The sequence below is a fragment of the Enterobacter sp. HG048 genome (genome assembly GCF_024702055.1).
GTDB classification, from domain to species: Bacteria; Pseudomonadota; Gammaproteobacteria; order Enterobacterales; family Enterobacteriaceae; genus Enterobacter; species Enterobacter dykesii.
Genome location: NZ_JANLIZ010000002.1, coordinates 20,068 through 44,389 on the forward strand (window position 1 = coordinate 20,068; position 24,322 = coordinate 44,389).

Sequence of the window (24,322 nt, forward strand, 5' to 3'; positions counted from 1 at the left end):
GGTTAAAAGAATGCAGGAAAATCGATCAGTGACAGAGCCCGCGCCCGAGCAGGCTGAGAAATCAACGGCAACGGTGCAGGCGTTGCTGCGCCAGCTGTTGGATATCTATGATGCTAAAACGCTGGCCAATCTGCTGGTGGCGCACGGCGAGAGCCACTGGAGCCCGGCGATCCTTAAGCGTCTTCTGACAAGCGAACGCGCAGGGCGTCGCCTGAGCGAAGGCGAGTTTCGTTATCTGCAAAACCTGCTTCCGCGTCCTCCTGCCGCGCATCCGAACTATGCCTTCCGCTTTATCGATCTGTTCGCCGGTATCGGCGGTATCCGACACGGTTTTGAAGCTATCGGCGGACAGTGCGTGTTTACCAGCGAGTGGAACAAACATGCCGTCCGAACCTACAAGGCTAACTGGTACTGCGATCCGAACGAGCACCATTTCAACGCGGACATCCGCGATGTCACCCTGAGCCATAAAAGCGGCGTAACGGATGAACACGCCGCCGAGCACATTCGCCAGACGATCCCGGCGCATGACGTGCTGCTGGCCGGCTTCCCGTGTCAGCCCTTCTCGCTGGCCGGTGTCTCCAAAAAGAATGCCCTTGGACGCGCCCACGGCTTCGCCTGCGATACCCAGGGAACGCTGTTTTTTGATGTGGCGCGCATCATTGACGCCTGCCGCCCGGCCATCTTTGTGCTGGAAAACGTCAAAAATCTAAAGAGCCACGACGGCGGAAAAACCTTCCGCATTATCATGCAGACCCTGGACGAGCTGGGGTATGACGTGGCTGATTCACAGGATATGGGCGCGGACGATCCCAAAATCATTGATGGAAAACATTTCCTGCCCCAGCATCGCGAACGTATCGTGATGGTGGGGTTCCGCCGCGATCTCAATCTCAAGGGGGATTTTACCCTTCGGGATATCCCGTCTCTGTATCCCGCGCGGCGTCCTACCGTTGCCGACCTGCTGGAACCTGTCGTTGACGCGAAATTTATTCTTACCCCGGTGCTGTGGAAATACCTCTACCGCTATGCCAAGAAGCATCAGGCGAAGGGCAACGGCTTCGGTTTTGGGATGGTAAACCCCAACGATCCGCACAGCGTGACCCGTACGCTGTCCGCTCGCTACTATAAGGATGGGGCAGAGATCCTGATCGACAGAGGCTGGGACAAGGCGCTGGGTGAAAAAGATTTCGACGATCCGCACAACCAGCGTCACCGTCCGCGACGCTTAACGCCGCGGGAATGCGCCCGGTTGATGGGATTTGAAACCCCGCAGGGTTACCGCTTCCGCATTCCGGTTTCGGATACCCAGGCCTACCGCCAGTTTGGTAACTCGGTGGTGGTTCCAGCGTTCGCGGCCGTGGCAAAACTGCTCGCCTCGCGCATCAGACAGGCGGTGGCACTCCGTCAGGGTGAGGCCGTCAATGACGGATGTTCACGATAAGGCCACGCGCAGCAAAAATATGCGCGCCATCGGCACCCGTGACACCGCCATCGAAAAGCGCCTGGCCGGGCTGCTGACGCAGGCGGGGTTTGATTTCCGCGTGCAGGATCCCGCGCTTGCGGGTCGCCCCGATTTCGTCATCGACGCCTGGCAGTGCATCATCTTTACCCACGGCTGTTTCTGGCATCACCACGACTGCTACCTGTTTAAAGTCCCCGCGACGCGTACCGATTTCTGGCTGGATAAAATTGGCAAGAACGTCGAGCGTGACAGCCGGGATCTCACCGCGCTGATTGCGCAGGGCTGGCGGGTGCTGATCGTCTGGGAGTGTGCGCTGAGAGGCAGATTAAAGCTGAATGATACCGATCTGAGCGAACGGCTGGAAGAGTGGATCTGCAGCGGCGGCCAGACCGCGCAGATCGACACGCAGGGTATTCACCTGCTTAAGGTTTCTGCACCTCGCAAGGCGTGACCACCGGTTTTGCGGGCAGTAAATATTTGCCCAGGGTGACCAGCACGACGGCAAACACGATGATCCCAAGAGCAATCCATTCCACAGGTGAGAGCGTTTCTCCCCCCAGTCCTGTTCCGAGCAGCACGGCCACGACCGGGTTGACGTAGGCGTAGCTGGTCGCGACGGCCGGGGAGACATTGCGGATCAGGAACATATAGGCGTTAATGGCGATGATAGAACCAAACAGCGCCAGGTAGCCTACCGCCAGAAAGCCCGACAGCGGCGGCAGGGTCGTCAGCTTTTCTCCCGTCAGCGTGGAGGCGAGCAGCAGTACAATCCCTGCGGCGAGCATCTCAATCGCGCCCGCCATCATGCCGGTCGGCAGTTCGATACGCGAACCGTAGACGGAGCCAAACGCCCAGCTCATCGAGCCAATCAGGATGATGATTGCGCCCCACGGATTCCCGCTCAGGTTACCGCCGCTGTTCAGCAGAATGATGCCGGCAAGGCCAATACCAATCCCCAGCCATTCCAGCTTGCGGGTGCGGATACCAAAAAGGCGGCTAAAGCAGAGGGTAAACAGCGGTACGGTGGCAACGACCACTGCGGCGATCCCGGACGGTACGTTCTGGTGTTCGGCAATCGTTACAAAGCCATTTCCCACCGCCAGCAGCAGCAGGCCGATCAGGGCGGCATTCAGCAGCGGGCGCAGCGGGGGAAGCTTATTCCCGCGCAGGAGCAGGAAGGCCAGCAGCAGGATGCCCGCCGAGAGGAAGCGAATGCCCGCCATCATCAGCGGCGGCCAGCTCTCCACGCCGATGCGAATAACAAAGTAGGTTGAACCCCAGATGATGTACAGCGAAAAGAGTGCCCCGATGAGCGGTAGCAATTGCCGGAAACGCATAATCCCTCACGACGAAATAAAAAGGTCGCTGATAGTAAACGCGAAAACTATCGCGCTGGCGAGCCCTTTAATTGTGTAGCTGATGTGAATTTTTTGTTGACGCGAGGTGGGTGTTTCCGGGTTTGCGCTTTTGCTCCATACTATTCACTTAATTACCAAAAAATGAAGGATTACGATTTTGGCAGGAAGTAGCTTATTAACATTGCTGGATGATATTGCCACCTTACTGGACGACATTTCAGTGATGGGGAAACTGGCGGCGAAGAAAACCGCAGGCGTGCTGGGCGATGATTTATCGCTTAACGCCCAGCAGGTGAGTGGGGTGAGGGCTAACCGTGAACTGCCGGTGGTGTGGGGCGTGGCGAAAGGCTCCTTCCTGAACAAGGTGATTCTGGTGCCGCTGGCGCTGCTGATCAGCGCGTTTATTCCCTGGGCCATCACGCCGCTGCTGATGATTGGCGGGGCGTTTCTCTGCTTCGAGGGTGTGGAGAAGGTGCTGCACTCCTTTAGCGCGCGCAAGCAGAGAGATACGCCGGAGGTGCGCCAGCAGCGTCTTGAAGCGCTGGCCGCGCAGGATCCGAAAACCTTCGAGCGCGATAAGGTCAAAGGCGCTATTCGGACCGACTTTATCCTGTCTGCAGAGATTGTCGCCATCACGCTGGGCATCGTGTCTGACGCGCCGCTCCTGAATCAGGTCCTGATCCTCTCCGGCATCGCGATTCTGGTCACCGTGGGCGTGTACGGCCTGGTGGGACTGATCGTCAAGCTGGACGATATTGGCTACTGGCTGGAAGAGAAAACGAGCGCGGTGGCAAGAGGCATCGGCAAAAGCCTGCTGGTACTGGCCCCGTGGCTGATGAAGAGTTTGTCGGTGGTAGGCACGCTGGCGATGTTTCTCGTGGGCGGCGGGATCGTGGTTCACGGTATCGCGCCGCTGCACCATGCTATCGAACATTTCTCCTCGGCGCAGGGGGCTCTTGTCGCCGCAATTCTGCCCACGCTGCTGAATCTGGTGCTGGGCTTTATCATTGGCGCTATCGTGGTTGCGGTGGTGAAGCTGGTTGAAAAAATACGCGGCACGTCGCACTAATTGTTACCCGCTGTGGGATGCAAAAAGACCATTCCTCGTCTAAATTGAAACAGTTTCACCCTGATACAGGAGGCAGGTATGGTCTTTTTGGTCAGTGATGAAGTTAAGCCTAAGAAGGGCGGCCCACGTATGATTGTGACCGGCTATTCCAGCGGAATGGTGGAATGCCGGTGGCACGATGGCTATGGCATCAAGCGGGAAGCATTTCGTGAAGATGAGCTTCAGCCGGGGGACGGGCAGCACCAGCGGGACAAGGCTTAATCACATAACGCCCGGCTTTGCCGGGCGTTTTTATCTCAAGTACCGGGTGAAAGCAGCGATCAGGGAGTGTGTGTGCAGCGCGATACCTTTGTTGTAAGACAATCTTTTTTGCAGTGGCTGCATAAGCGTAGCAATCCGGGGTTGATTGTTAATCTCTGTTTTCTGGTGGTTCTGGTATTTTCCACTCTACTGACCTGGCGTGAAGTGGTGGTACTGGAAGAGGCCTACATCTCCAGCCAGCGCAATCATCTGGATACGGTGGCCAGTTCTCTGGACCGGCAGCTGCAGAACAGCGTGGACAGGATGCTGTTTTTCCGTCAGGGCATGCATGATGCGATCGAGACGCCGCTGGCCTTTGAAGTCTTACAGGATGCGGTATCACGCTTTAATACCGTCCGCATGCTTCCAACCTGGCAGATTGCCGTTGATAAAAAGCGCACGCTTCCCATAAACGGGGTCTCGGATGTGTTCGTGGATAAAACCACGCTTCTGAATCGGGACGCTGAGCGCATCAGTCATGAAATTTCTGCCGCGCTCGAAGTGGGGTATCTTCTCAGGCTGGCGTCGTCGAGAGCACAAACGGAAGCGCGGGTGATCTACGTCTCTCGTGCCGGTTTTTTCCTTTCCACGGATACGCCGGACCAGGCGGGGGATATTACCTCCCGCTATTACCATCTGGTCACGCAGCCCTGGTTTACCCAGCAGTCAGAGCGGAACAATCGCGCTCGCGCGGTGCGCTGGTTTATCTCTACCCCGTCATCCTGGACCAATGATGAACGTACGATCACCGCCAGCGTTCCCATCTATTTCGATCATTACTGGTATGGCGTCGTGGCGATGGATTTTACGCTTAGCACGATGCAGCGCCTGCTGGCCGATGCGACGGAAGACCGAACGGAAGGGGAGTATCAGCTGTACGATACCCGGCTCAATATGATTGCCACCTCTGCCCGTACGGGAAACGTGGTTAACCATTTTGACGAACGTGAAACGGCGCAGATTGCGCAGGCGATTGAGCACGCTACCGGCGGCGGGATCCGCCTCGGAAGCCGTTTTGTCAGCTGGGAACGGCTCGATCACTTCGACGGCGTCGTCCTGCGGATCCACACCCTGCACGAAGGGGTACAGGACGACTTCGGCAGCATCAGCATCGTGCTGGCGCTACTGTGGGCGCTCTTTACCGCCATGCTATTGATCTCGTGGCTGGTGATCCGCCGCATGGTGAGTAACATGTACACGCTTCAGCACTCGCTCCAGTGGCAGGCCTGGCATGATCCGCTTACGCGGCTGAATAATCGCGGCGCGCTGTTCGACCGGGCAAAATTGCTGGCGGAAACCTGTCGCCAGCAGTCGCTGCCGTTCTCTGTGATTCAGATCGATCTCGACTGTTTTAAAAACATCAACGACCGCTTCGGCCATCAGGCCGGGGATAAAGTGCTCTCCCACACGGCAGGACTGATTGCCAGCGCGCTACGCAAGAATGATGTGGCAGGGCGCGTAGGCGGGGAAGAATTTTGCATCGTCCTGCCGGGGATCGGTCTGGAGGAGGCGAGAAGCGTCGCGGACCGTATACGTTGCCGGATCAACAGTAAGGAGATCCTGGTGAAGAAGAGCACGACCCTGCGCGTCAGCGCGTCGCTGGGGGTCAGCAGCGCGGATGAAGCGGGTAACTACGAGTTTGAACAGTTGCAGTCCGTGGCGGACGCCCGGCTGTATCAGGCCAAACAGAGCGGGCGTAACCGTGTCGTCTGGCGGGATCAGGACAGGAAGTGATCCAGCCCCTCCTGCCAGCCCGCCGGGCCGGGCTGCCGGGTGTGATAAACCCGGGCGGGATTATCGTCCCGTAGCGTGATGCCCTGGCGGTTAATGCCCTTAATCACCACCGCGAAGTCAACGCTGTCGAGCAGCGGCGCATCATTGGGACCGTCGCCGAGCCCCAGCGTGGTGGGTTCAATCTCTTCCTGCTCGCGATATTGCTCAATCAGCCAGTTCACCGCAACGTCTTTGCCGCAGCGGGCGTCCAGAACATGCCAGAAGCGCGCGCCCTGCAGGCATTTCAGGCCGACATTCGCCAGTTCCTCTTCAAACTGGACCAGTTTCTCGTCAGTATCCCGCCAGATGAGCGTGACGGACGCTTCATGCTTGCGGGCAAGCGCCGAACGGTAGCGCGTCAGGCCGGTCCACTCGCTGATAACATGATCATCCACATCGTCAAAAGTGGTGAATTTATAGCCCGCCTGCAGGCGGATTTGCTCGATTCGCGGGCGAATATCCCGGTGCGTCATCCCCCTGATCTGGCGCTGAACCTTCTTCCAGCGCACGTCAGGCTGAATCACCGCGCCGCTCTCGGCAATAAAAGGCAAGCCTTCAAGCCCCAGATCCAGCTGGAGATCGAGCATCTCTGCCGCGGTCTTGCTGCTGCAAAGAATGACCGGAACCTGATTATCCAGCAGCCTGTCCAGCCAGGGCATGGCGGGTTGCCACTCATAGGTGTGAATATCCAGCAGTGAACCATCCAGGTCAGAGAAAATCAGCAATGTATCCTGCAGTGAAGGCATAGCGACTCCTGGTAACAGATGCGTCTCGATCTAAGAAAATTCCTAAAAAATAATTAAGGCGAAAACCGGAGAAAAGAGGGATGCCCCTGGCAAACCCGCATTCGGCGCGTGTTATTGCTCATAACGGAAAGCATTGTGTTAAAAATATTATATTCATCGTAAGAATATATGCTTGTCAGCCAAATTCGTTGGGGATAGTGTGGCATGTACATCAGATTTCCTGGTGTAACGAATTTTCAAGTGCTTCTTGCATAAGCAAGTTTTGATCCCGGTCATCCCCATGACCGGGCTTTTTTTCGCCCTACCGATTGGCTTCAGACACGCTAAAGTCGTGAATATCAAGCTCGAAGGCCTCCGCCAGCTCGCGATAGGTGTGATAATCCCTTCCGTTGACAATGACGCGGTCCGAATTATCGTCCGACCGGCGGACTTCTGACTCACTGATCTCATTGATGGCGGCCAGCAGGGCATCGACATCCACCTCGACTTCGCGCTTGATGGTGTCGCTGTACTCTTTATCGGTCTTCATTACGGGGTTCCTCATTCAACCGTGTCCAACGGTAAGTATAGACTGTGCATAAAAACGCCAATCACGCCGGGCGGCGATGTGCGTTTTTGCGTTTTGTTCTACACTGGCTCAAAACCAGAGGAGGAACGTATGAAGGTCAACGATCGGGTAACCGTTAAAACGGACGGAGGGCCGCGCCGCCCGGGTGTAGTGCTGGCAATTGAAGAGTTTAGCGAAGGCACAATGTACCTGGTATCGCTTGAAGACTACCCGCTCGGCATCTGGTTTTTTAACGAACTGGGGCATCCGGACGGCATTTTTGTCGAGAAGGCGGAGTAGCACGGCGTCGGGTAGCACAGCGCGTGCCCGACACACTCTGCAGAAGCAAAAATCTCTGGCCAGGCCAGAGATCAAAGGTAGGGTGCACAGGTCTTAAGCGACTAACGCATGTTGACGAAAATCCCGTTCGTCACATTATCGGTCAGGCGTACCACGTGGTAGATCACTTGCTTATTATGCGTTTTAATTTTCCTTTTAATATTTCCTTTGTGTGACGAAACGGTTTTCGCTTTAATATTCATCTGGTCAGAGATCTGAATAGTTCCTTGTCCCGCCATCCACATTCGCAGCATACTTGATTCAGTCCTGCTTAATGATAGGGTGGGTAAGTTAACCGCTCCTACATTTTTAACTTCTTTATTCAAATAATCACCCAGAATGTCATCCAGCGACTCGGGTTTAATCGATTTAGAACTGATCAATAAATTTTTACGGACCAACAAATACTCATCGAAATGGATATTCGCGATCGCCATAAAAACAATAAACAGGGTTTTTGGATGCTGATTAATGATTTGCTTAATGTGCTGACTGTTGGCTGGATCGTGAATGAAACAGTCCTCATTAATAAACACCACGCCTGGTTTTAGTTCGTCACAAGCGGCTGCGAGTTCGTCAACGGTGTGTGCATCGTTGATGTCTCTCTTTCTTACCCCTCTGCTTGCCAGGTACCCGGTTAACCCTAGCCGGGTGTAGCTGCATAAATCCATAATGATCGTTGACATGGCATACCCTCACTCAATGCGTAACGATAATTCACCATCTGCCTGAGAGCTCAAAACAGCCATACGGGATGGAAAAAAATAATAAACCTGTGAGCATGACAAAGACTTTCAGGCGGACTCACTATCCCGTAAAGTTACGTATAATTTGCCAGGAATCTTCTTAAAGTAAAGTAAATATTAAGTATTGTGAGATGGTTAGAAACAATTAAACCGCGTCAGATATATCCTGGAAGATGTTTTACGCGTTGTATTTTAGGAATATCCTCAGAAAGACAATATCAACCGTGAGGGTTATTATTTACTTGGCAGCTCGCTGACAATATCCGCTAACAGGTTGAATATCTCGCCGAATAAATGTTCACAGAAGGGAGCGATAAGTGGCATCAGTAATGACATTAATAAAATCCCAACCGTCAGCGTCAGCGGAAAACCAATGACAAACACTGAAAGCTGCGGCGCCATTCGGTTGAGTAAACCTAACGCCAGGTTGACGGTCAGCAGCAGGGTGATGATCGGCAGTGCCAGCATCAGCCCGTTCAGGAAGATTAGCCCCGCCGCTCGGGTGAGCGCCAGGAAAGCGTTGCTGTTCACCGGATTTTCGCCAATCGGCAGCGTATGGAACGTATCCACCAGCATGGAGATAAGCCAGAGATGACCGTTGAACGACAGGAACAGCAGCATGGCGAGCAGATCGATAATGCGCGCCAGCACGGGCATATTGAGATGACTACCGGGATCGACAAACGTGGCGAACGATAGCCCCATCTGCAGGCCGATCAGTTCCCCTGCGGTACGCACCGCGGCAAAGGCGAGCTGCATGGTAAAGCCGACGGCGACGCCAATCATCACCTGCTGCAAGGCCACCCACACTGCATTCGCCGAGAAGATCGGAATATCCACGGGGGGAAGAGAGGGCGCGACGATAATGGAAATGATGATGCCCAGCCCCACCTTGACGCGCTTGGGTATCGATTTCTCACTGAGAATGGGGGCGGTGGAGATCAGCGCCATGATGCGCAGCATCGGCCAGAAGTAGACGCCGAGCCACTGAACCCACTGGTCGCTGGTGAAGTGAAGCATCGTCAGGTCAGCCGATGATGTACGGCAGATTGGTAAACAGGTTGCGCATATAGTCCAGCAACAGGTTCAGCATCCACGGCCCGGCCACGATAATCGCCACGAACACGGCGATGATTTTCGGGATGAACGACAGCGTCATTTCGTTAATCTGCGTGGCGGCCTGCAGGATACTGATAATCAGACCGGTAACCAGCGCGACAAGCAGCAGCGGCGCGGCAACGGCAATCGCGATTTTCATCGCTTCCGTGCCCATCATCATGACCGATTCGGGTGTCATTGCCGTTCCTTAACTGTAGAAACTCTGCGCCAGCGAACTGACCAGCAGCTGCCAGCCGTCGACCAGCACAAAGAGCATGATCTTAAAGGGCAGGGCAATGGTCGCGGGCGGCACCATCATCATCCCGAGCGCCATCAGGACGCTGGCGATCACGAGATCGATAATCAGGAACGGAATAAAGATGGTAAAGCCAATCTGGAATGCGGTTTTCAGCTCGCTGGTGACATAGGCGGGCAGAAGAATACGCATTGGCACTGATTCCGGTCCCTGCAGCTCGCCGGTGTTGGACAGGCGGGCAAAGAGGGCCAGGTCGGCTTCGCGGGTCTGGCGCAGCATAAATTCCCGCAGCGGCTGCGCGCCTTTATCCAGCGCCTCCTGCATGGAGATTTTGTCTTCGCTGAACGGCTGATAGGCGTCGGTATAAATCTTGTCGATAACCGGCGACATAATGAAAAAAGTCAAAAACAGCGCCAGCCCCAGCAGAACCTGGTTTGGTGGGGCTGAAGGGGTTCCCAGCGCGTTTCGCAGCAGACCAAAGACGATGATGATGCGGGTGAAGCTGGTCATCATCAGCAGGATAGCCGGAATAAACGTCAGCGAGGTGATGAATACCAGCGTCTGCACCGGAAGCGACCAGCTTTGTCCGCCGCCTGCGAGAGGGGTAGAGACCAGACCGGGCAGCTGTGCATAGACCGCGGGAGCAAACAGGCCAACGCCCGCAAGCGTCAGGGATAACAAACGGCGCATCAGGATCTCCCGGAACGCTTAAGCAAACTCTTCATGACGGACTGAAAATCCGCAGGGGCCTCTGCGCGCTCGTCCACCACAGCAGGGGCGGGCGGCAGCTTGTGTAATACGCTGATGTTTGAGGCCGTTACGCCCAAAACCAGACGCGCATCGTCTACCTCGACGATGACCACGCGCTCGCGTGGCCCCAGCGTGGTGCTCGCGCTGACCTTCAGGCCGCGGGCACCGGCGGTTTTACCCGCCAGGCCAAAGCGCTTCGCCAGCCAGGCGGCGATAAGAATAAAGGCAATAATACCGAACAATGCCCCGCTCACCTGGAGCAGAGGCGAGCCGGGAACGGCAGAAGGCTGTGATATTGTTGCCTGGGTTTTCATGCTTAACGGCTCAGACGACGCATACGTTCAGACGGGGTAATAATGTCGGTGATGCGTACGCCGTATTTATCGGCAACCACCACCACTTCACCCTGGGCAATCAGATAGCCGTTGATCAGAATATCCAGCGGCTCGCCGGCCAGACCGTCAAGGGCCACCACGGAACCCTGCGTCAGGCGCAGCAGCTCTTTAATGGTCATGCGGGTGCGTCCCAGCTCAACGGTCAGCTTAACCGGGATATCCATAATCAGGTCGATGTCCTGCAGCGTGCCGCTGACGTCACCGCCGCCGAGCTGCTGGAATACGGCATCCGCTGCACTTTTGGCCGGGGGTGCTTTTTGCTCGTTTAACGCGTCAGCCCACAGATCGTCCAGTGCTCCGCTGTTCTCATCGGACGGATTGTTCATGTCACTCATTTGGGCTGTTCCTCATTCAGCGAATTCAAAATCGGGTTGATCAAGTGCTCAACGCGTAACGCATACTGACCGTTAATCGTGCCGTACTGGCTTGTCAGCACGGGGACACCATCCACATGGGCAATAATGCGGTCGGGTTTTTCTATCGGCAAAACATCACCGGGTTGTAATTTCAGGATCTGAGATAACCGCAGCGGGATATCGGCGAAGCTCGCCACCAGTTCAAGCTGCGAATGCTGGACCTGGCGGACCAGGTTTTCACGCCAGTTCTGGTCTTCGTTGCGGGAGTTCTCCAGCGGCGGGTTAACCAGCAGCTCGCGCAGCGGTTCGATCATGCTGAACGGCAGGCAGATGTTGAACTCGCCGGTCAGGTTACCGATCTCCACGTGGAACGGGGTGTTAACGACAATATCGTTCGGGGAGGTGGTGATATTGGTAAATTTCACCTGCATCTCAGAACGGACGTACTCCACTTCCAGCGGGTTAATCGCTTTCCACGCGTCGCTATAAGACTCCAGCGCCAGCTTCAGCATGCGGTTAATGACGCGCTGTTCGGTGTGGGTGAATTCGCGACCTTCTACTTTGGTCGGGAAACGCCCGTCGCCGCCGAACAGGTTATCCACCGCGATAAACACCAGGCTTGGCGAAAACACCACCAGGCCGGTGCCGCGCAGCGGCTTCAGATGAATCAGGTTAAGGTTGGTCGGCACCGGCAGGTTGCGGGCAAACTCATGGTACGGCTGAATGCGGATCGCACCGACCGTGATATCCGGGCTACGACGCAGCAGGTTAAACAGCCCCATACGGAACTGACGTGCAAAACGTTCGTTAATGATCTCCAGCGCCTGCAGACGTTCACGTACCACGCGACGCTGGGTATTCGGGTCATAGGGACGAATATCGCTATCGCCGCCAATACCCGGTTGCGGATCATCATTGTTATCGCTGTCGCCGTTGAGCAGCGCATCGATTTCTGCCTGAGAAAGAATACTGTCGCCCATGTCGTTACCGCAGAATGAATGCTGTATACAGAACGTCAGTGACTTCCTGCTTAGGTTGGCCGTTTACCAGCGGGGTCGCCAGCGTTTGTTTAATGGCGTCGACCAGCTTTTGCTTACCCACATCGGTAGCCAGCGCCGAAGCGTCCTGACGAGAGAACAGCAGCAGAAGGCGGCTACGCACTTCAGGAAGGTAATCGTTCAGACGTGAACGGGTGGCTTCATCTTTCAGGCGCAGCGTAATGCCAACGTAAAGCACGCGATCCGCATCACCCAGATTGACGGTGAAGGTATCCAGCGGGAAGAACACTGGAGCCGGCGGAGGAGGTGCTTCAGCTTTGGCTGCAGCGGTGGTCGGTTCCTGCTGCATACGCCAGTAACTATAGCCCGCGGTAGCGCAGGCGGCGAGCGTGATCAACACCAGCAGCGGGATCCAGATGGAACGCTTACTTTTTTTGGTGATAGCGGAGTCAGTCATCTGATACGAGCTTCCTGTTTCGGTACAGCTTAATAAGGTGATTATCCCGTGTCCTGCTGTCGTCAAAGCGTGGAAAAGACGGGGATAATCACGCTACCTCTGGCGTTTAGGCGAAGATGTCTACGGCACTGTTACCGCGCGCTGCGGACTGCATGGCGGCAGGAACAGGCAGTAACTCATCGCTCTCTTCATTAAAACTGCCGGTGTTGCCGGAACGCGAAGCCTGGTGCTGCTGCTGGGATGAGGACTGCTGCTGCCCGGCGAAGCTCTCGCTGCTGACGCTGCTCTGGGCAAGCTGAATGCCGTTTTCCGCCAGTGAGGTCCGCAGTACCGGCAGCGCGGCTTCCAGTGCCGCACGAACATGGCTGTGCGCAGAGACCATCTGCAGCTGCGCCTGGTTATCATCCAGCTTAAGCGAAATTTGCACCTGACCCAGATCTTCCGGGTGCAGGCGCAGCTCTGCCGTCTGCTGGCCCTGCTTAGTGAACAGGGTGATGTGCTGGCTCAGGGACTGCTGCCATTCGTGGGTCCCCAGAGGCTGGCTTAACACCGGCGCGGAGGCGACGGTGGCGGCCGTCTGACTGGTCGCATGGCTGGACATAATAGGGGCCAGGGTGGCCGTTAGTGATGATGAAGAGGACGAACTGGCGAGCTCCTGCTTTTCTGCCGACGCGGCCACGGCCGGTGTAGCAGGCGCGTTGCCCTGCAGGGCCGGGTCGTTATTTTTCACCTGGCTCTGATAAGACCCAGAAAGCTGCGCTTTATCGTGGCTTCCCGTAGCCGCGTTCAGGGATGGTTGGCCCGCGCCGTTTTGCGAAAGCGCCGCGGAATTGAGCGTCGAGGTGGCGGAAACGCCGTCATTGCCTGCCGCGCGAGAGGCGGTAGTTTGCTGCTGGTGCGGTAGCATCGCCATCAGCGCGCTTAATCCGGCCAGCTCTTCTTCGCTCAGATCGCTTTTACCGTCATCTTTGCCGTTCGCCGCATTGAGCGTCTTCAGCGCGTCGCCCTTAGACAGCGGTACCAGCCCGGAAACCAGCGTATCAAGCGACGTGACGGGCGACGTTTCATCGCCGTTCAGCGCGGACTGGCGCGAGAGCAGGTCGGCGATTTTGGCCTGCAGGGTGATATCCCCTTTGGCGTCCTGAGCCACTTTTGACAGTTTACTGCCGGCGGCTTTCAGGTCAGCCAGGGTCAGCGGCGCATCTTTGCCCTTGCCCGTTGCGTCCGAGAGGGCGCCCGCCAGCAGAGAGAGAAAGTCCTGTGCACCGTCGGTGCCTTTCCCTGTTTGCATGCCGCCTGACAGGTCGCTGTCGCTCATCAGCAGTTGTTGCAGTGTGATCATTCCGGTTTCCTCATTGATGCGCGCTGGGCAAACTCATCCATTTTCTTCTGATCCAGACGGTTTTCCGCCAGGGTCGTTGCCGCGATCTGTCGGTCCTGTAAAGTCTGCCAGGCCTGCAGTCGCTGCTTCTTCTCGCGCCAGAAATTCAGCGCGGTATCGACTTTCTGGGTCCACTGGTTAAGCTGCTGGCGATGCTGATCTATCGCCTTCTCCAGCGTCTGGATAAACTGCTGATAGTTAATCCAGCGCTGGCTTCCAATGCCCTGTGTCATATCGGTATTGAGGTTGGTGCGATATTCATGCTGATAGTCGATTAACATCTTCAACTGTTCTTCAGCCTGCTGGCACCCGCGTCGCATTGCCCCTAGCTGCAATGCGGCATCATCAACTTCTTTTTCAGCCAGATCTTTCAGCGTTGATAACGCGCTGTTTTGCGCCATGACCTTCGCCCTCCACCTGTGTTACACCTGCGGGAAAATCAGCTCCAGTGCCTGAATTGAATCTTCCCAGTCGGCGCGTTCAAAAATGCCTTGTTGCAAAAATGCTTCCAGCTGCGGCCACAGGCTAATCGCCTTGTCGAGCATCGGGTCGCTGCCTTTGGCATACGCCCCCACGCTGACCAGATCGCGGTTGCGCTGGAAGCTGGAAAGCAGTTGTTTGAAGTTACGCACGCGGGCGTAGTGCTTCTCGGTTATCAGCGCCGTCATTGCGCGGCTGATAGAGGCTTCAATATCGATGGCCGGATAGTGTCCGGCTTCGGCCAGACGACGCGACAGCACAATATGACCGTCAAGGATCGCGCGCGCGGAGTCGGCAATCGGGTCCTGCTGGTCATCGCCTTCCGTCAGTACCGTATAGAACGCGGTGATGGATCCGCCGCCGCTGATGCCGTTCCCCGCGCGTTCCACCAGCGCAGGGAGTTTAGCGAAGACCGAAGGCGGGTAGCCTTTGGTCGCCGGTGGCTCACCGATGGCCAGCGCGATTTCACGCTGCGCCATCGCGTAACGGGTCAGGGAATCCATGATCAGCAGCACGTGCTTGCCGCGGTCACGAAAATCTTCGGCGATACGGGTGGCATACGCGGCACCCTGCATGCGCAGCAGCGGCGACACGTCTGCCGGGGCGGCGATCACCACCGAGCGGGCGCGGCCTTCCGCACCCAGAATATTTTCAATAAAGTCTTTTACTTCACGACCACGTTCACCGATCAGCCCCACGACGATCACGTCTGCCTGGGTGTAGCGCGCCATCATGCCGAGCAGGACGGATTTGCCCACGCCTGAGCCGGCGAACAGGCCCATACGTTGTCCACGTCCCACGGTCAGCAGGGCGTTAATCGGGCGCACGCCGGTGTCCAGCACATGCTCGATAGGGGTACGCTGCAGGGGGTTGAACGGCTGGGTGATCAGCGCGCCGGTTTCGGTGGTGTCCGGTGAGGGCAGTCCGTCGAGCGGTTTCCCGCTGCCGTCCAGCACGCGGCCCAGCAGAGCAGGGCCAAGCGGCAGCTGTTTCCCGCTTTGCAGCCCATCGCCAGAAATGTTTTTGGCATACACTCGCGCGCCGGGCAGAATGCCTTCCACCTCTTCAAGCGGCATCAGGAACAGGCGCTGGCCGTTAAATCCGACCACTTCGCTTTCAACTTCACGCGTTTCCAGACCATCCTGACGCTCAATGACGCATGTCGCGCCGAGCGGAAGCTGCAGGCCGGTGGCTTCGAGAACCAGACCGGTGGCGCGCGTCAGTCGCCCATAACGACGAACAGATGGCAGTTGCGCCATCTTCGTCTCAAAGTTGTCGAGCGTGGTGAGCCAGCGGGTGAGGCGCGCGGTCATCAGACGACTCCCGGTGCCGCCAGGCGGCACAGTTCCTGCCAGCGGGTGGCGACGCTGGCATCCAGATCGCCTTCATCGGCAGAGACTTTGCAGCCGCCGTGATGTAGCGACGGATCGCCGCGCAGACGCCAGCCGTGCAGGTTAAGCGTCGCGCCCAGGCTCTCTTCAACGCGCTGCAGGTCGTCCGGATGGACGCGCAGCTGCGGCTTCCCGCTGAACAGCGGCTCCTGCTGAAGCAGCCCCTGAATTTGTTTGATAAGCGCAGTGTTATCCACCACGGGCGTCTGGCCGATGACCTGACGCGCGGCTTCCAGCGCCATCTGCATCAGTCGCGAGGCAATCACGCTGTCCAGCGCGTCCAGGGTGTGCTGGAACTCGCTGACCAGCTGCTGCATGCGGGCATGGATCGGCGCCTGCTGCTGGCGCGCCTGATCGATACCGTGCTCTAACCCTTTCGCCAGACCTTCCTGATACCCCTGCTCGTGGCCTTTCTGGCGTCCTTCGTTCAGACCGGCGTTATAGCCCTGCTCGTGCGCCTGCATTTGCAGCTGCGCCAGCATCTGGGCCTGCTGCTCCTCTTCGGTCAGCTCGGGCTGCTCGACGTCCGGGTCAAGCTCTTCGGTTGCGATGACGGCCGGCGTGAACTCGGAGAGGGGAGGCGCCAGATCGTCCGGCGTCCAGCGCTTCCAGGGCAGCTCATTAGACATAGGTGTCGTCTCCGCTGCCAATCACCATCTCGCCGGTTTCCGCCAGACGACGAACAATAAGCAGAATGGCTTTCTGTTCGTTTTCCACCTGAGACAGACGAACCGGGCCGCGGTTGGCAAGGTCGTCGCGCAGGATATCGGCCGCACGCTGAGACATGTTGCGCAGGAACTTCTCGCGCAGCGGCTGCTCGGCGCCTTTGAGGGCGATAAGCAGCGACTCGGAATCCACTTCCTGGAGCAGGCGCTGGATGCTGCGGTCGTCCACTTCCACAAGGTTTTCGAACAGGAACATCTCGTCGATGATTTTCTGTGCCAGCTCGCCGTCGAATTCGCGAACCGCCGTAATGACGGCCTCTTCCTGCTGCGTTTTCATCAGGTTGATGATTTCAGCCGCCGTTCTCACGCCGCCCATTTTGCTGCGCTTGAGGTTCTGGCCGTCGAGCAGGTTGTTCAGCACTTCGGTCAGCTCCGCCAGCGCGGCCGGCTGGACGCCGCCGAAGGTCGCGATACGCAGCATCACATCGTGACGCAGGCGCTCTTCGAACAGCGCCAGAATATCTGCCGCCTGGCCACGTTTGAGGTGAACAAGGATTGTGGCGATAATCTGCGGGTGCTCGTCGCGGATAAGGTCGGCGGCACTCTGCGGCTCCATAAAGTTGAGCGTTTCGATACCGCTGGCGGTATCGCGCGTTTCCAGAATATCTTCCAGCAGGCTGGAGGCACGCTCTTCGCCCAGCGCCTTGACCAGCACGGAGCGCAGGTAGTCGTTGGCGTTGATGTTGAGCGCGGCAAACTGTTCAGCTTCCTGTTCAAACTCTGCCAGCACTTCAGTTAGCTGCTTGTTGGAGATCTGACGCACGTTGGCCATGGCCGCACTGAGAATTTGCACTTCTCGCTGGGAGAGGTGTTTAAACACCTCTGCCGCACGATCTTCGCCAATGGTCATCAGCAGGATGACGCTTTTATCGGTGCCCGTAAGCGTATTACTCATGTTCGTTACCCATCCACTGGCGGATGACCAGCGCCACGACGCGCGGATCGTTATCTGACATTTCGCGAATGCGCTGGCTCATGACCTCAGCGCCCATGCGCTGGTTAGCACGACGCTGCTGCATCTGTTCATCTTTGCTGAGGCGAACTTCAACCGCTTCTTCCGTTTCCTGACGCGCAGACATCTGCTCGCGAGCCGCTTTTTCGGCTTCAGCACGGCGCTGGAGCTGCGGACGAACGCCCTTACGCCACAGCAGCCACGCGACAATCAGCACCAGCAGCCAGCGTCCTGCGGACATCAGCTGGTCGATAAACGCCTGCTGTTGCCAGAACGGCAGTTCACCGCCGGTCTCATCAACCGAGTTGAACGGTGAGTTCACCACGTTGAGGGTATCGCCGCGCTTCTCGGAATAACCCATCGCTTCACGGGTCAGGTTTTCAATCTGCTTCATCTGCTCGGCAGTCAACGGCAGCGGTTTGCCGTCCGCCAGCGTTTTGTAGTTCACCACTACCGCAACGGAAAGACGCTGAATATCGCCAACGTTCAGTTTAGTGTGGCGAATCGTCCGATCCACTTCGTAGTTCGTGGTTTCGTTACGGCTGCTGGTGCGCGGACCGGCGTTATTGGTCGTTGAGGTGGTCTGCTGATTATTTTGCTGACCGTTCTGCTGATTGGCCGGCGGCGTAGAGATCGGTGCCGCGTTAGCCGGGGCAGGTTGGTTAGACAGCGCGCCCGGCACGCCGCCCGGGTAGGCACCGCCGATCTGTTCGTTCGAATTGATCTGGCGTGAACGCATCACCGCCTGAGCCGCATCGCCGTTCGGGCTGTATTGTTCTTCAGTTTGTTCTTTATTCGCGAAGTCGATCTGCGCGGTAACCTGCGCGTGTACGTTGCTATTACCCACGACTGGGCCGAGGATGGCTTCAATTCGGCGCTGGAGACGGTTTTCGACATCGGCGGCATACTTCAGCTGCGCATCATTCAGATCGCGACCGGCGGTATTGGATTGCGTCAGCAGGTGACCGCTTTGGTCAACCAGCGTCACGTTACCCGGCGGCAGACCGGCGACAGCGCTGGAGACGAGATGCGTCACCGCGCTGATTTGCCCTTCGTCCAGCGCGCGGCCAGGCTCAAGGTTCACGGTAACGGAAGCTGAAGGTGATTTCTGTTCACGGACAAATAAAGAAGGTTTAGGCATCGCCAGGTGCACGCGGGCACTCTTCACCGGGCCTAATGTTTCAATGGTGCGGGCCAGTTCACCTTCCAGCGCACGCTGGTAGTTCACCTGCTCGCTGAACTGGCTGATACCGAATTTTTCCTGATCCAGCAGCTCAAAGCCCACCGCGCCGCCTTTCGGCAGCCCCTGCTGAGCCAGACGCAGACGCAGTTCGTGCACCTTATCAGCCGGGACCTCCAGCGCACCGCCATTATCGGCAAAGCGATAAGGAATGTTCATCTGGGTAAGCTGGGTGACGATGGCGCCGCCATCCTGATCGGAAAGGTTGCTGTAGAGCGTCCGGTAATCAGGGCTTTTCGCCCACAGGACCATCGCTACAAGGATCGCAATTGCGGCAGCGCCTGCCACGATCAACGGGATTTTAGGATTCGCGCGAAGGCGGTTCATCCACTCGAGTGATTTATTCTGCGGCGCTGTCGATGCTGTTGCACTCATTGCGCACCTCTTAAATCCTGGTGGTTTACGTTATTCGTGTAGAGAAACAAAACTGACTCCCGGGTCGGCAAACACGACAAAAGTTCCATATTGATGGCCCTGCCATTATTTGATGATTCGTGATTTTCTATGCGTCAAATAACCTGGTTTTTTCATGCTATTTACCGCCATTATCTTATTGACAAGCTGTTAGTCTTGACCGCGTAAAAAACCATCCAGGGGAGAGTCATGGCTATACAGGGCATTGAAGGGGTAATCAGTCAGTTGCAGGCAACGGCGATGACGGCCCGTAATCAGAATGTGGCAGATCAGCAGCCGAGCATCAGCTTCGCGGGGCAACTGCATGCCGCTCTTGACCGTATCAGTGATACCCAGACCGCAGCACGCACTCAGGCTGAAAAGTTCACCCTCGGTGAGCCGGGCGTGGCGCTGAATGATGTCATGACCGATCTGCAAAAAGCCTCGGTTTCCCTGCAGATGGGGATCCAGGTGCGTAACAAGCTGGTGTCGGCCTATCAGGAAGTCATGGGGATGCAGGTTTAAGACCTGTCGATCTTCGCTGGCAGCCGCAGCGCTTTAATGCCACAATATTTTTTTCTTCGAATGCAGGAAAGATGATGAAAAAAATAGCAATTGCTGGCGCGCTGCTGGCACTGACCGGGTGCGTTCAGGTCGATAACTATAACGACGTGATCAAGCATCCTGTCCCGGCGCATCTGGCGGGATACTGGCAGTCGAAAGGGCCCCAGAGCAACATGGTCAGCCCGAAGGCGATTGCCACGCTGGTGGTGACGGAAGAGGGCGATACGCTGGACTGCCGTCAGTGGCAGCGCGTGATTGCCGTGCCGGGTAAAATCATGCTGCGTTCAGACAGTTATTACAACGTGACGCGTAAGCTGGATATCTATCCGCTGGAGCGTGATGGCTCGACGCTTGAGTACGACGGGCTGGAGCTGCAGAAGGTCGATCGCCCAACGGTTGAGTGTGCCGATTACCTGAGCAAGAATCCGCTGGAGAGTAAGCTGCCCTAAGGGTAAAAGCAAAACGGCAACCTCGTTGCCGTTTTTGGTGTTTGCGCCCTCTCCCCGTGGGAGAGGGACGGGGTGAGGGCATCAGGCCGCACGTTTCACGTTCTACAGCGCATCCTCTATTACCCAAACGCTGACGCTTCCCCCATTACAGGTAAACGTCCCTTCGCCATCCGCCGCCGTGGTGATGGTTTCTTCGCGATTGCCGAGAAAATCCCGCCACGTTTTGTTGCCGTAGTTTTCCCCAAGACAAATCACTTTCTCGCCGTCGTCCCCGTTCGACAGCACCACCACGCAGCCGGGATCGTCATCCGTGCCGCTGCGGCTGAAGGCGATGCAGTTAGGATGGTCAAAAAACAGCGTTTGCACGCCGTGGGCAAAACGCTGTCGAGCGAGGATCAGCTCGTGAAGCTGCTCAATGACCGGCATATCAATATGGTACGTTTCACCGTCTCCTCCCGCGTCGTCATAGCTGGCGCCGAAAAGATCCGGATAAAAGACGCTCGGCACGCCATTTTCTCGCAGCAGGATCAGCGCGTACGCCAGCGGTTTAAACCAGGCTTCGACCGGGGCTTCCAGCGCCTGCAAAGGCTGGGTGTCGTGGTTCGCGACGAGGGTGACAGCATGAAACGGATCGGCTTCTACCAGGGTGCCGGTGAAGATTTGGCTCATGTCGTAATCCCGGCCCTGACGTGACGCCTCGTGGAATTTCATCTGCAGAGGAGCATCAAAGAGCATGGTTTTGCCTTCGACCTGGTCAATATAGGCCTGAAGTTTATCCACCTCATGGGACCAGTATTCCGCGACGATAAACAGCGGCTGGTCGGCGACTTCCTGAACGTGCTCAATCCACTCTTTGTAGAACCAGGCGGGAATATGCTTGACGGCGTCCAGACGAAAACCGTCGCAGCCCGTCTGTTCCATGACCCAGCGGGCCCAGTATTTGATCTCCTCGGTCACGGCGTGATTGCGAAAGTCGATATTTTCGCCCATCAGATAGTCGAAGTTACCCATCTCATCATCAACCTGATCGTTCCAGCCTTCGCCGGTGTAGTCGTTGACGATTTTAAAGATGCCGTCTTCATCGGGGTTTTCAATGTGGTCGACGCCGCTGAAGCATTTGTAGTCCCAGATGAACTGGGAATATTGCCCGGCGCGGACAGGGAAGGTGTAGCGGGTCCAGGCTTCGCACTCGATGACCTCATCGTCGATCTGCGTTCGATCCTGCTCGTTCACGCGCTGCACGCGCACAGGCTCTTTTTCATCAGCGCCCATTTTGTGGTTGACCACCACGTCCAGCAGCACGGCAATGTCGTTGCTCTTGAGGGCGTCGATGGCCTCCAGCAGCTGCGCTTTGTCGCCGTATTTGGTGGCGATACTGCCTTTCTGGTCAAACTCGCCCAGATCGAACAGGTCATAGGAGTCATAGCCGACAGAATACCCGCCTGATGCGCCTTTATACGCGGGCGGCAGCCAGATCATGTTGATGCCGATTTCGTTAAGGTTGGGGGCTAATGCCGCGACTTCTCGCCACAATTCACCGCCTGCGGGGTAATACCAGTGAAAGCATTGTAACAGGGTGGGGTTTTTCATCATCCTTGCTCCAGAAGCCGTTGGCAGACTTCTGGAGTATGGATGATGAATCGCTAATGTGTATTATTGATTCATCTCTCCGGGAAATAAAATGTTGCCAGAAAGCCTACCGTAGGTCACGTTTACGTTTTTTTGCTTGTTGGTTTGCGCAATAAGGCCGCTTAGCTCGCTCATCCTTTCCTGTAGCAACTCTTTAAGAATGATTTCATTCTGAAGCACCTGATTCAGTATCACCATAGCCTGGTCCTGAACAGACTTACTGTCCGGCGGAAATGGGGTCGTGCTGATCTCTTCAACCAGCGAAACGTACGCAACTTCCTGGTCAATAAGCTCATCCCATTTCCCGGATTGAGCAAGGCTTAGCATGGTATTACTAAGCGCATTAAGAGCATGCCACTTTTTTAGGGATAAGCTGGAGTTGTTCATTACTGTTAATCCTGCTTGGGAGAATAACCCGGGCCGATTTGCTTCCAGGCGTCAGAAATATTGAGCAGCAGAGCCTCGACTTCGGTAATTGCCTCGATGTCATTGCGCAGGTTGGCATGTAACAAACGGCGTACCATATAGTCATAAAGCGCAGAAAGGTTGCGGGGGAGTTCCCCCCCCACATCCATATTTAACCCAGCCTTAAGGCCATTTTCGATAATATTAATGGCCTTAGACAGGGCCTCTCCTTTCGCTGGGATATCTCCCTGCTCAAGGAAAAGGCGCGCCCGAATAAGCGCGCTATGGATACCGTCGAACAGCATGACTACCAACTGGTGCGGGCTGGCACTCAAGACAGCAGATTCAAGACCTACCTGTTGATAGGCTTGTACACCAGATTTGCTATACATATCGGTTCCTTTATTACTTACTGCTGAACTGTTGGTTTAAATAAGTGGCCGTGCCATTGAATTTAGTGACCAGCTTATCCAAATCGTTAAATTGCTTTTTATAACGCGCCATCGTGGCTTCAATGGTTAACTCCATCGCGTCGTAACGTTTGCCGATGGATTTGAGCGTGGCGTTAATACCGTCCTTCGCATTCTGAATCACACCCTCTTTACCGATAGAGGTGCTCAGCATATCGGTCAAGGTGTTATTCATTTGTGTGGCGAAACCGGTTTGTTTTCCGTCACCCACAAAATAGGCCTGCACACCAGCCGGATCGTCGGTGAGGATCTTGGTTAATTTTTTATCATCAATTTTTAGGTTGCCAATCGCACCATCTGCGCCTTTGACCGGGTCCTGAGTGATGCCAAGTTGAGCCATGATGGCATAGGATCCACTTTGTACATTGGTCAATAAAGCACGAAGATCGGATTGTACTCCGCGGATAGTGCTGTCACCCATTAACACGCCGTTGTTCGAAGACTGGGCGGTTGCACCCACTGCAGGCGGCTCGTATTTGGTCAGAGAAGCGATGGTAGACTGCAGAGAGTTATAGGCATTAACCCAGTCCGTAATGGCTTTTTTGTTATCGTCGGTAGAGCGGGCTACCGTCAGAGTTTCATCTGCCGTGCTCGGGGCTTTCAGGGTTAATGTTACGCCAGGCAGAGCGTCAGTAATGGTATTGCTCTGGCGAACAATTTGAATACCGTTCACGTTAATGACGGCATTTTGTGACTTAACCTGCACACTCAGCGCGGCGCTGCCGATGACGGCGTTCAGCGTATCGTCCCCGGTCACCGATACCGTCATATCGGAATCGGTACCCGTGGTTTTTGAGGTCAGCATCAGACGGTAGTCGCCGTCATCGGCTTTCACCACGCTTGCTGATACGTTGCCGTTGGCCGCATTGATAGCTTTTGCAATCCCGTTCAGTGAAGTATCGCCATCGGCGAGCGTTACCGTCAGTGGTTTGCTGTCAGCTCCTGCTTGGGTGATGGTAATGGTTCGGCTATTGGAACCCGTTGCCCCCCCCAACTGCTTTGTGTTGCTATCAATGGTGCCGGGAGTAGTCGTCAGAACCTGGCCTTTCGCGATCTTACCGACATTAATAGTAACGTCGCCAACGTTAGCGCTGGAGGTACTGATAGCGGAGAATGCGGTGTTGGTGCTGGAAACGGACGTAGAGTTCCAGGTATCCGTCTTTGCCAGCTTTGCTGCTGCGGTTTGCAGGGTGGTCAGGGCGCTTTGTAATTTTCCGTAACCGGTGATTTGCGCGTCGTAAGTAGTCTTTTGTTTGGCAATCGCCGTTAATTTAGTCTCTTCTGCTGCCTGCAGCTTATCGTACAGATCCGACAGGCCGGGCACGCCCACCCCGAGATTACTGATAGTCGCCATGTAATGTTCCTTTTCAATGGATGTTTCAGTCGTTTATCGGCCCATCTTGCAAAAAGTTTACGGCGAGTTTTAAAAAATAATCGCGCAATAAGCGTTCATTATTTCGCTTTTAACGTCTGACAGGTCGTTATTGAGGAGGGTAAAAATAAAGCAACTAGCCTTAACATTTTACAACTGGTTGGTATTCTTAGTGCCATTACTGCTAAATAAATTGTTATAAAACAAAATGTTATTTT

General features: G+C 55.9%; 28 protein-coding genes and 1 pseudogene. 8 read left to right on the forward strand and 21 right to left on the reverse strand.

The features are described from left to right. Positions 1 to 28 precede the first annotated feature (28 nt). A complete protein-coding gene (locus NUX24_RS03400; protein ID WP_308280932.1) occupies positions 29 to 1,444 on the forward strand; it encodes a DNA cytosine methyltransferase in 1,416 nt (471 codons plus the stop codon). Continuing rightward, positions 1,425 to 1,916 carry a very short patch repair endonuclease gene (locus tag NUX24_RS03405; RefSeq protein WP_257830024.1) on the forward strand — a complete coding sequence of 164 codons (492 nt, stop codon included), beginning with the start codon at positions 1,425 to 1,427 and terminating at the stop codon, positions 1,914 to 1,916. Before NUX24_RS03400 ends, NUX24_RS03405 begins: the two co-directional genes overlap by 20 nt. On the opposite strand, the gene yedA is transcribed toward NUX24_RS03405, so the two are convergent. Further along, a complete protein-coding gene (yedA, locus tag NUX24_RS03410) occupies positions 1,888 to 2,802 on the reverse strand; it encodes a drug/metabolite exporter YedA (protein ID WP_257830025.1) in 915 nt (304 codons plus the stop codon). The genes NUX24_RS03405 and yedA overlap by 29 nt on opposite strands. A 178-nt stretch (positions 2,803 to 2,980) precedes the next feature. Between yedA and NUX24_RS03415 the strand changes: the two genes are divergently transcribed. From NUX24_RS03415 to dgcQ, 3 genes are all read left to right on the forward strand, one after another. Then, the gene (locus NUX24_RS03415) at positions 2,981 to 3,892 is read left to right on the forward strand and encodes a DUF808 domain-containing protein (protein WP_257830026.1); all 912 of its coding nucleotides are present in this window, start codon (positions 2,981 to 2,983) and stop codon (positions 3,890 to 3,892) included. Between the two features lie 78 nt (positions 3,893 to 3,970). Next, on the forward strand, positions 3,971 to 4,153 hold the full coding sequence (locus NUX24_RS03420) for a YodC family protein (protein WP_023312315.1): 183 nt from the start codon (positions 3,971 to 3,973) through the stop codon (positions 4,151 to 4,153). 72 nt (positions 4,154 to 4,225) lie between these two features. Then, positions 4,226 to 5,926: a cellulose biosynthesis regulator diguanylate cyclase DgcQ gene (gene dgcQ / locus NUX24_RS03425; protein WP_047652388.1), complete on the forward strand. Its 1,701-nt coding sequence runs from the start codon at positions 4,226 to 4,228 to the stop codon at positions 5,924 to 5,926. On the opposite strand, the gene NUX24_RS03430 is transcribed toward dgcQ, so the two are convergent. Both NUX24_RS03430 and yodD read right to left on the reverse strand, forming a co-directional pair. Continuing rightward, positions 5,911 to 6,711 (reverse strand): mannosyl-3-phosphoglycerate phosphatase-related protein, encoded by an 801-nt coding sequence (locus NUX24_RS03430; RefSeq protein WP_257830027.1) that lies wholly within the window; start codon positions 6,709 to 6,711, stop codon positions 5,911 to 5,913. The genes dgcQ and NUX24_RS03430 overlap by 16 nt on opposite strands. Before the next feature lie 301 nt (positions 6,712 to 7,012). Beyond that, a complete protein-coding gene (yodD, locus tag NUX24_RS03435) occupies positions 7,013 to 7,240 on the reverse strand; it encodes a YodD family peroxide/acid resistance protein (RefSeq protein WP_008500310.1) in 228 nt (75 codons plus the stop codon). A gap of 129 nt (positions 7,241 to 7,369) precedes the next feature. Here yodD and dsrB point away from each other — a divergent pair, with 129 nt between their 5' ends. Continuing rightward, positions 7,370 to 7,558: a protein DsrB gene (dsrB, locus tag NUX24_RS03440; protein ID WP_013097741.1), complete on the forward strand. Its 189-nt coding sequence runs from the start codon at positions 7,370 to 7,372 to the stop codon at positions 7,556 to 7,558. Positions 7,559 to 7,659: 101 nt separating this feature from the next. Here dsrB and rcsA read toward each other — a convergent pair whose 3' ends face one another. The 14 genes and pseudogenes from rcsA to fliF form a co-directional block, all read right to left on the reverse strand. Further along, positions 7,660 to 8,283, reverse strand: coding sequence for a transcriptional regulator RcsA (gene rcsA / locus NUX24_RS03445; RefSeq protein WP_008500313.1), 624 nt, complete (start codon positions 8,281 to 8,283; stop codon positions 7,660 to 7,662). 278 nt (positions 8,284 to 8,561) lie between these two features. Continuing rightward, positions 8,562 to 9,363: pseudogene (fliR, locus tag NUX24_RS03450) on the reverse strand (flagellar biosynthetic protein FliR). 7 nt (positions 9,364 to 9,370) lie between these two features. Further along, positions 9,371 to 9,640: a flagellar biosynthesis protein FliQ gene (fliQ, locus tag NUX24_RS03455; protein ID WP_008500315.1), complete on the reverse strand. Its 270-nt coding sequence runs from the start codon at positions 9,638 to 9,640 to the stop codon at positions 9,371 to 9,373. Between the two features lie 9 nt (positions 9,641 to 9,649). Further along, positions 9,650 to 10,387: a flagellar type III secretion system pore protein FliP gene (gene fliP / locus NUX24_RS03460; protein ID WP_024909733.1), complete on the reverse strand. Its 738-nt coding sequence runs from the start codon at positions 10,385 to 10,387 to the stop codon at positions 9,650 to 9,652. Further along, entirely contained in the window at positions 10,387 to 10,761 is a 375-nt protein-coding gene (gene fliO, locus NUX24_RS03465) for a flagellar biosynthetic protein FliO (RefSeq protein WP_047652385.1), read from the reverse strand. The genes fliP and fliO overlap by 1 nt, the downstream gene beginning before the upstream one ends. Before the next feature lie 2 nt (positions 10,762 to 10,763). Beyond that, positions 10,764 to 11,177 (reverse strand): flagellar motor switch protein FliN, encoded by a 414-nt coding sequence (fliN, locus tag NUX24_RS03470; protein ID WP_023312308.1) that lies wholly within the window; start codon positions 11,175 to 11,177, stop codon positions 10,764 to 10,766. After that, positions 11,174 to 12,178 (reverse strand): flagellar motor switch protein FliM, encoded by a 1,005-nt coding sequence (gene fliM, locus NUX24_RS03475; RefSeq protein ID WP_023312307.1) that lies wholly within the window; start codon positions 12,176 to 12,178, stop codon positions 11,174 to 11,176. The genes fliN and fliM overlap by 4 nt, the downstream gene beginning before the upstream one ends. A 4-nt stretch (positions 12,179 to 12,182) precedes the next feature. Continuing rightward, complete coding sequence (gene fliL / locus NUX24_RS03480) at positions 12,183 to 12,653, reverse strand: flagellar basal body-associated protein FliL (protein ID WP_023312306.1); 471 nt, start codon at positions 12,651 to 12,653, stop codon at positions 12,183 to 12,185. A gap of 106 nt (positions 12,654 to 12,759) precedes the next feature. Then, entirely contained in the window at positions 12,760 to 13,995 is a 1,236-nt protein-coding gene (gene fliK, locus NUX24_RS03485) for a flagellar hook length control protein FliK (protein ID WP_257830028.1), read from the reverse strand. After that, a complete protein-coding gene (fliJ, locus tag NUX24_RS03490; RefSeq protein WP_023312304.1) occupies positions 13,992 to 14,435 on the reverse strand; it encodes a flagellar export protein FliJ in 444 nt (147 codons plus the stop codon). The genes fliK and fliJ overlap by 4 nt, the downstream gene beginning before the upstream one ends. A gap of 21 nt (positions 14,436 to 14,456) precedes the next feature. Then, a complete protein-coding gene (gene fliI, locus NUX24_RS03495; RefSeq protein WP_023336182.1) occupies positions 14,457 to 15,827 on the reverse strand; it encodes a flagellar protein export ATPase FliI in 1,371 nt (456 codons plus the stop codon). After that, positions 15,827 to 16,534 carry a flagellar assembly protein FliH gene (fliH, locus tag NUX24_RS03500; RefSeq protein ID WP_023312302.1) on the reverse strand — a complete coding sequence of 236 codons (708 nt, stop codon included), beginning with the start codon at positions 16,532 to 16,534 and terminating at the stop codon, positions 15,827 to 15,829. The genes fliI and fliH overlap by 1 nt, the downstream gene beginning before the upstream one ends. Next, positions 16,527 to 17,525 carry a flagellar motor switch protein FliG gene (gene fliG, locus NUX24_RS03505; RefSeq protein WP_023312301.1) on the reverse strand — a complete coding sequence of 333 codons (999 nt, stop codon included), beginning with the start codon at positions 17,523 to 17,525 and terminating at the stop codon, positions 16,527 to 16,529. Before fliG ends, fliH begins: the two co-directional genes overlap by 8 nt. Then, complete coding sequence (gene fliF / locus NUX24_RS03510) at positions 17,518 to 19,197, reverse strand: flagellar basal-body MS-ring/collar protein FliF (protein ID WP_193806396.1); 1,680 nt, start codon at positions 19,195 to 19,197, stop codon at positions 17,518 to 17,520. Before fliF ends, fliG begins: the two co-directional genes overlap by 8 nt. A 228-nt stretch (positions 19,198 to 19,425) precedes the next feature. Here fliF and fliE point away from each other — a divergent pair, with 228 nt between their 5' ends. Then, positions 19,426 to 19,740: a flagellar hook-basal body complex protein FliE gene (gene fliE, locus NUX24_RS03515; RefSeq protein ID WP_008500329.1), complete on the forward strand. Its 315-nt coding sequence runs from the start codon at positions 19,426 to 19,428 to the stop codon at positions 19,738 to 19,740. Positions 19,741 to 19,814: 74 nt separating this feature from the next. Further along, positions 19,815 to 20,228, forward strand: a complete 414-nt coding sequence (gene yedD, locus NUX24_RS03520; RefSeq protein ID WP_023312299.1) for a lipoprotein YedD — start codon at positions 19,815 to 19,817, stop codon at positions 20,226 to 20,228. 102 nt (positions 20,229 to 20,330) lie between these two features. Here the strand turns inward: yedD and amyA are convergent, their stop codons facing one another. The 4 genes from amyA to fliD all read right to left on the reverse strand — a co-directional run bounded on the left by amyA (position 20,331) and on the right by fliD (position 24,086). Next, positions 20,331 to 21,818 carry an alpha-amylase gene (amyA, locus tag NUX24_RS03525; RefSeq protein ID WP_257830170.1) on the reverse strand — a complete coding sequence of 496 codons (1,488 nt, stop codon included), beginning with the start codon at positions 21,816 to 21,818 and terminating at the stop codon, positions 20,331 to 20,333. Between the two features lie 63 nt (positions 21,819 to 21,881). Then, positions 21,882 to 22,244 (reverse strand): flagella biosynthesis regulatory protein FliT, encoded by a 363-nt coding sequence (fliT, locus tag NUX24_RS03530; RefSeq protein ID WP_047652383.1) that lies wholly within the window; start codon positions 22,242 to 22,244, stop codon positions 21,882 to 21,884. A 5-nt stretch (positions 22,245 to 22,249) separates the two neighbouring features. Beyond that, positions 22,250 to 22,654, reverse strand: coding sequence for a flagellar export chaperone FliS (fliS, locus tag NUX24_RS03535; protein WP_023325565.1), 405 nt, complete (start codon positions 22,652 to 22,654; stop codon positions 22,250 to 22,252). Positions 22,655 to 22,667: 13 nt separating this feature from the next. Beyond that, the gene (fliD, locus tag NUX24_RS03540; protein ID WP_126330222.1) at positions 22,668 to 24,086 is read right to left on the reverse strand and encodes a flagellar filament capping protein FliD; all 1,419 of its coding nucleotides are present in this window, start codon (positions 24,084 to 24,086) and stop codon (positions 22,668 to 22,670) included. Positions 24,087 to 24,322 lie beyond the last annotated feature (236 nt).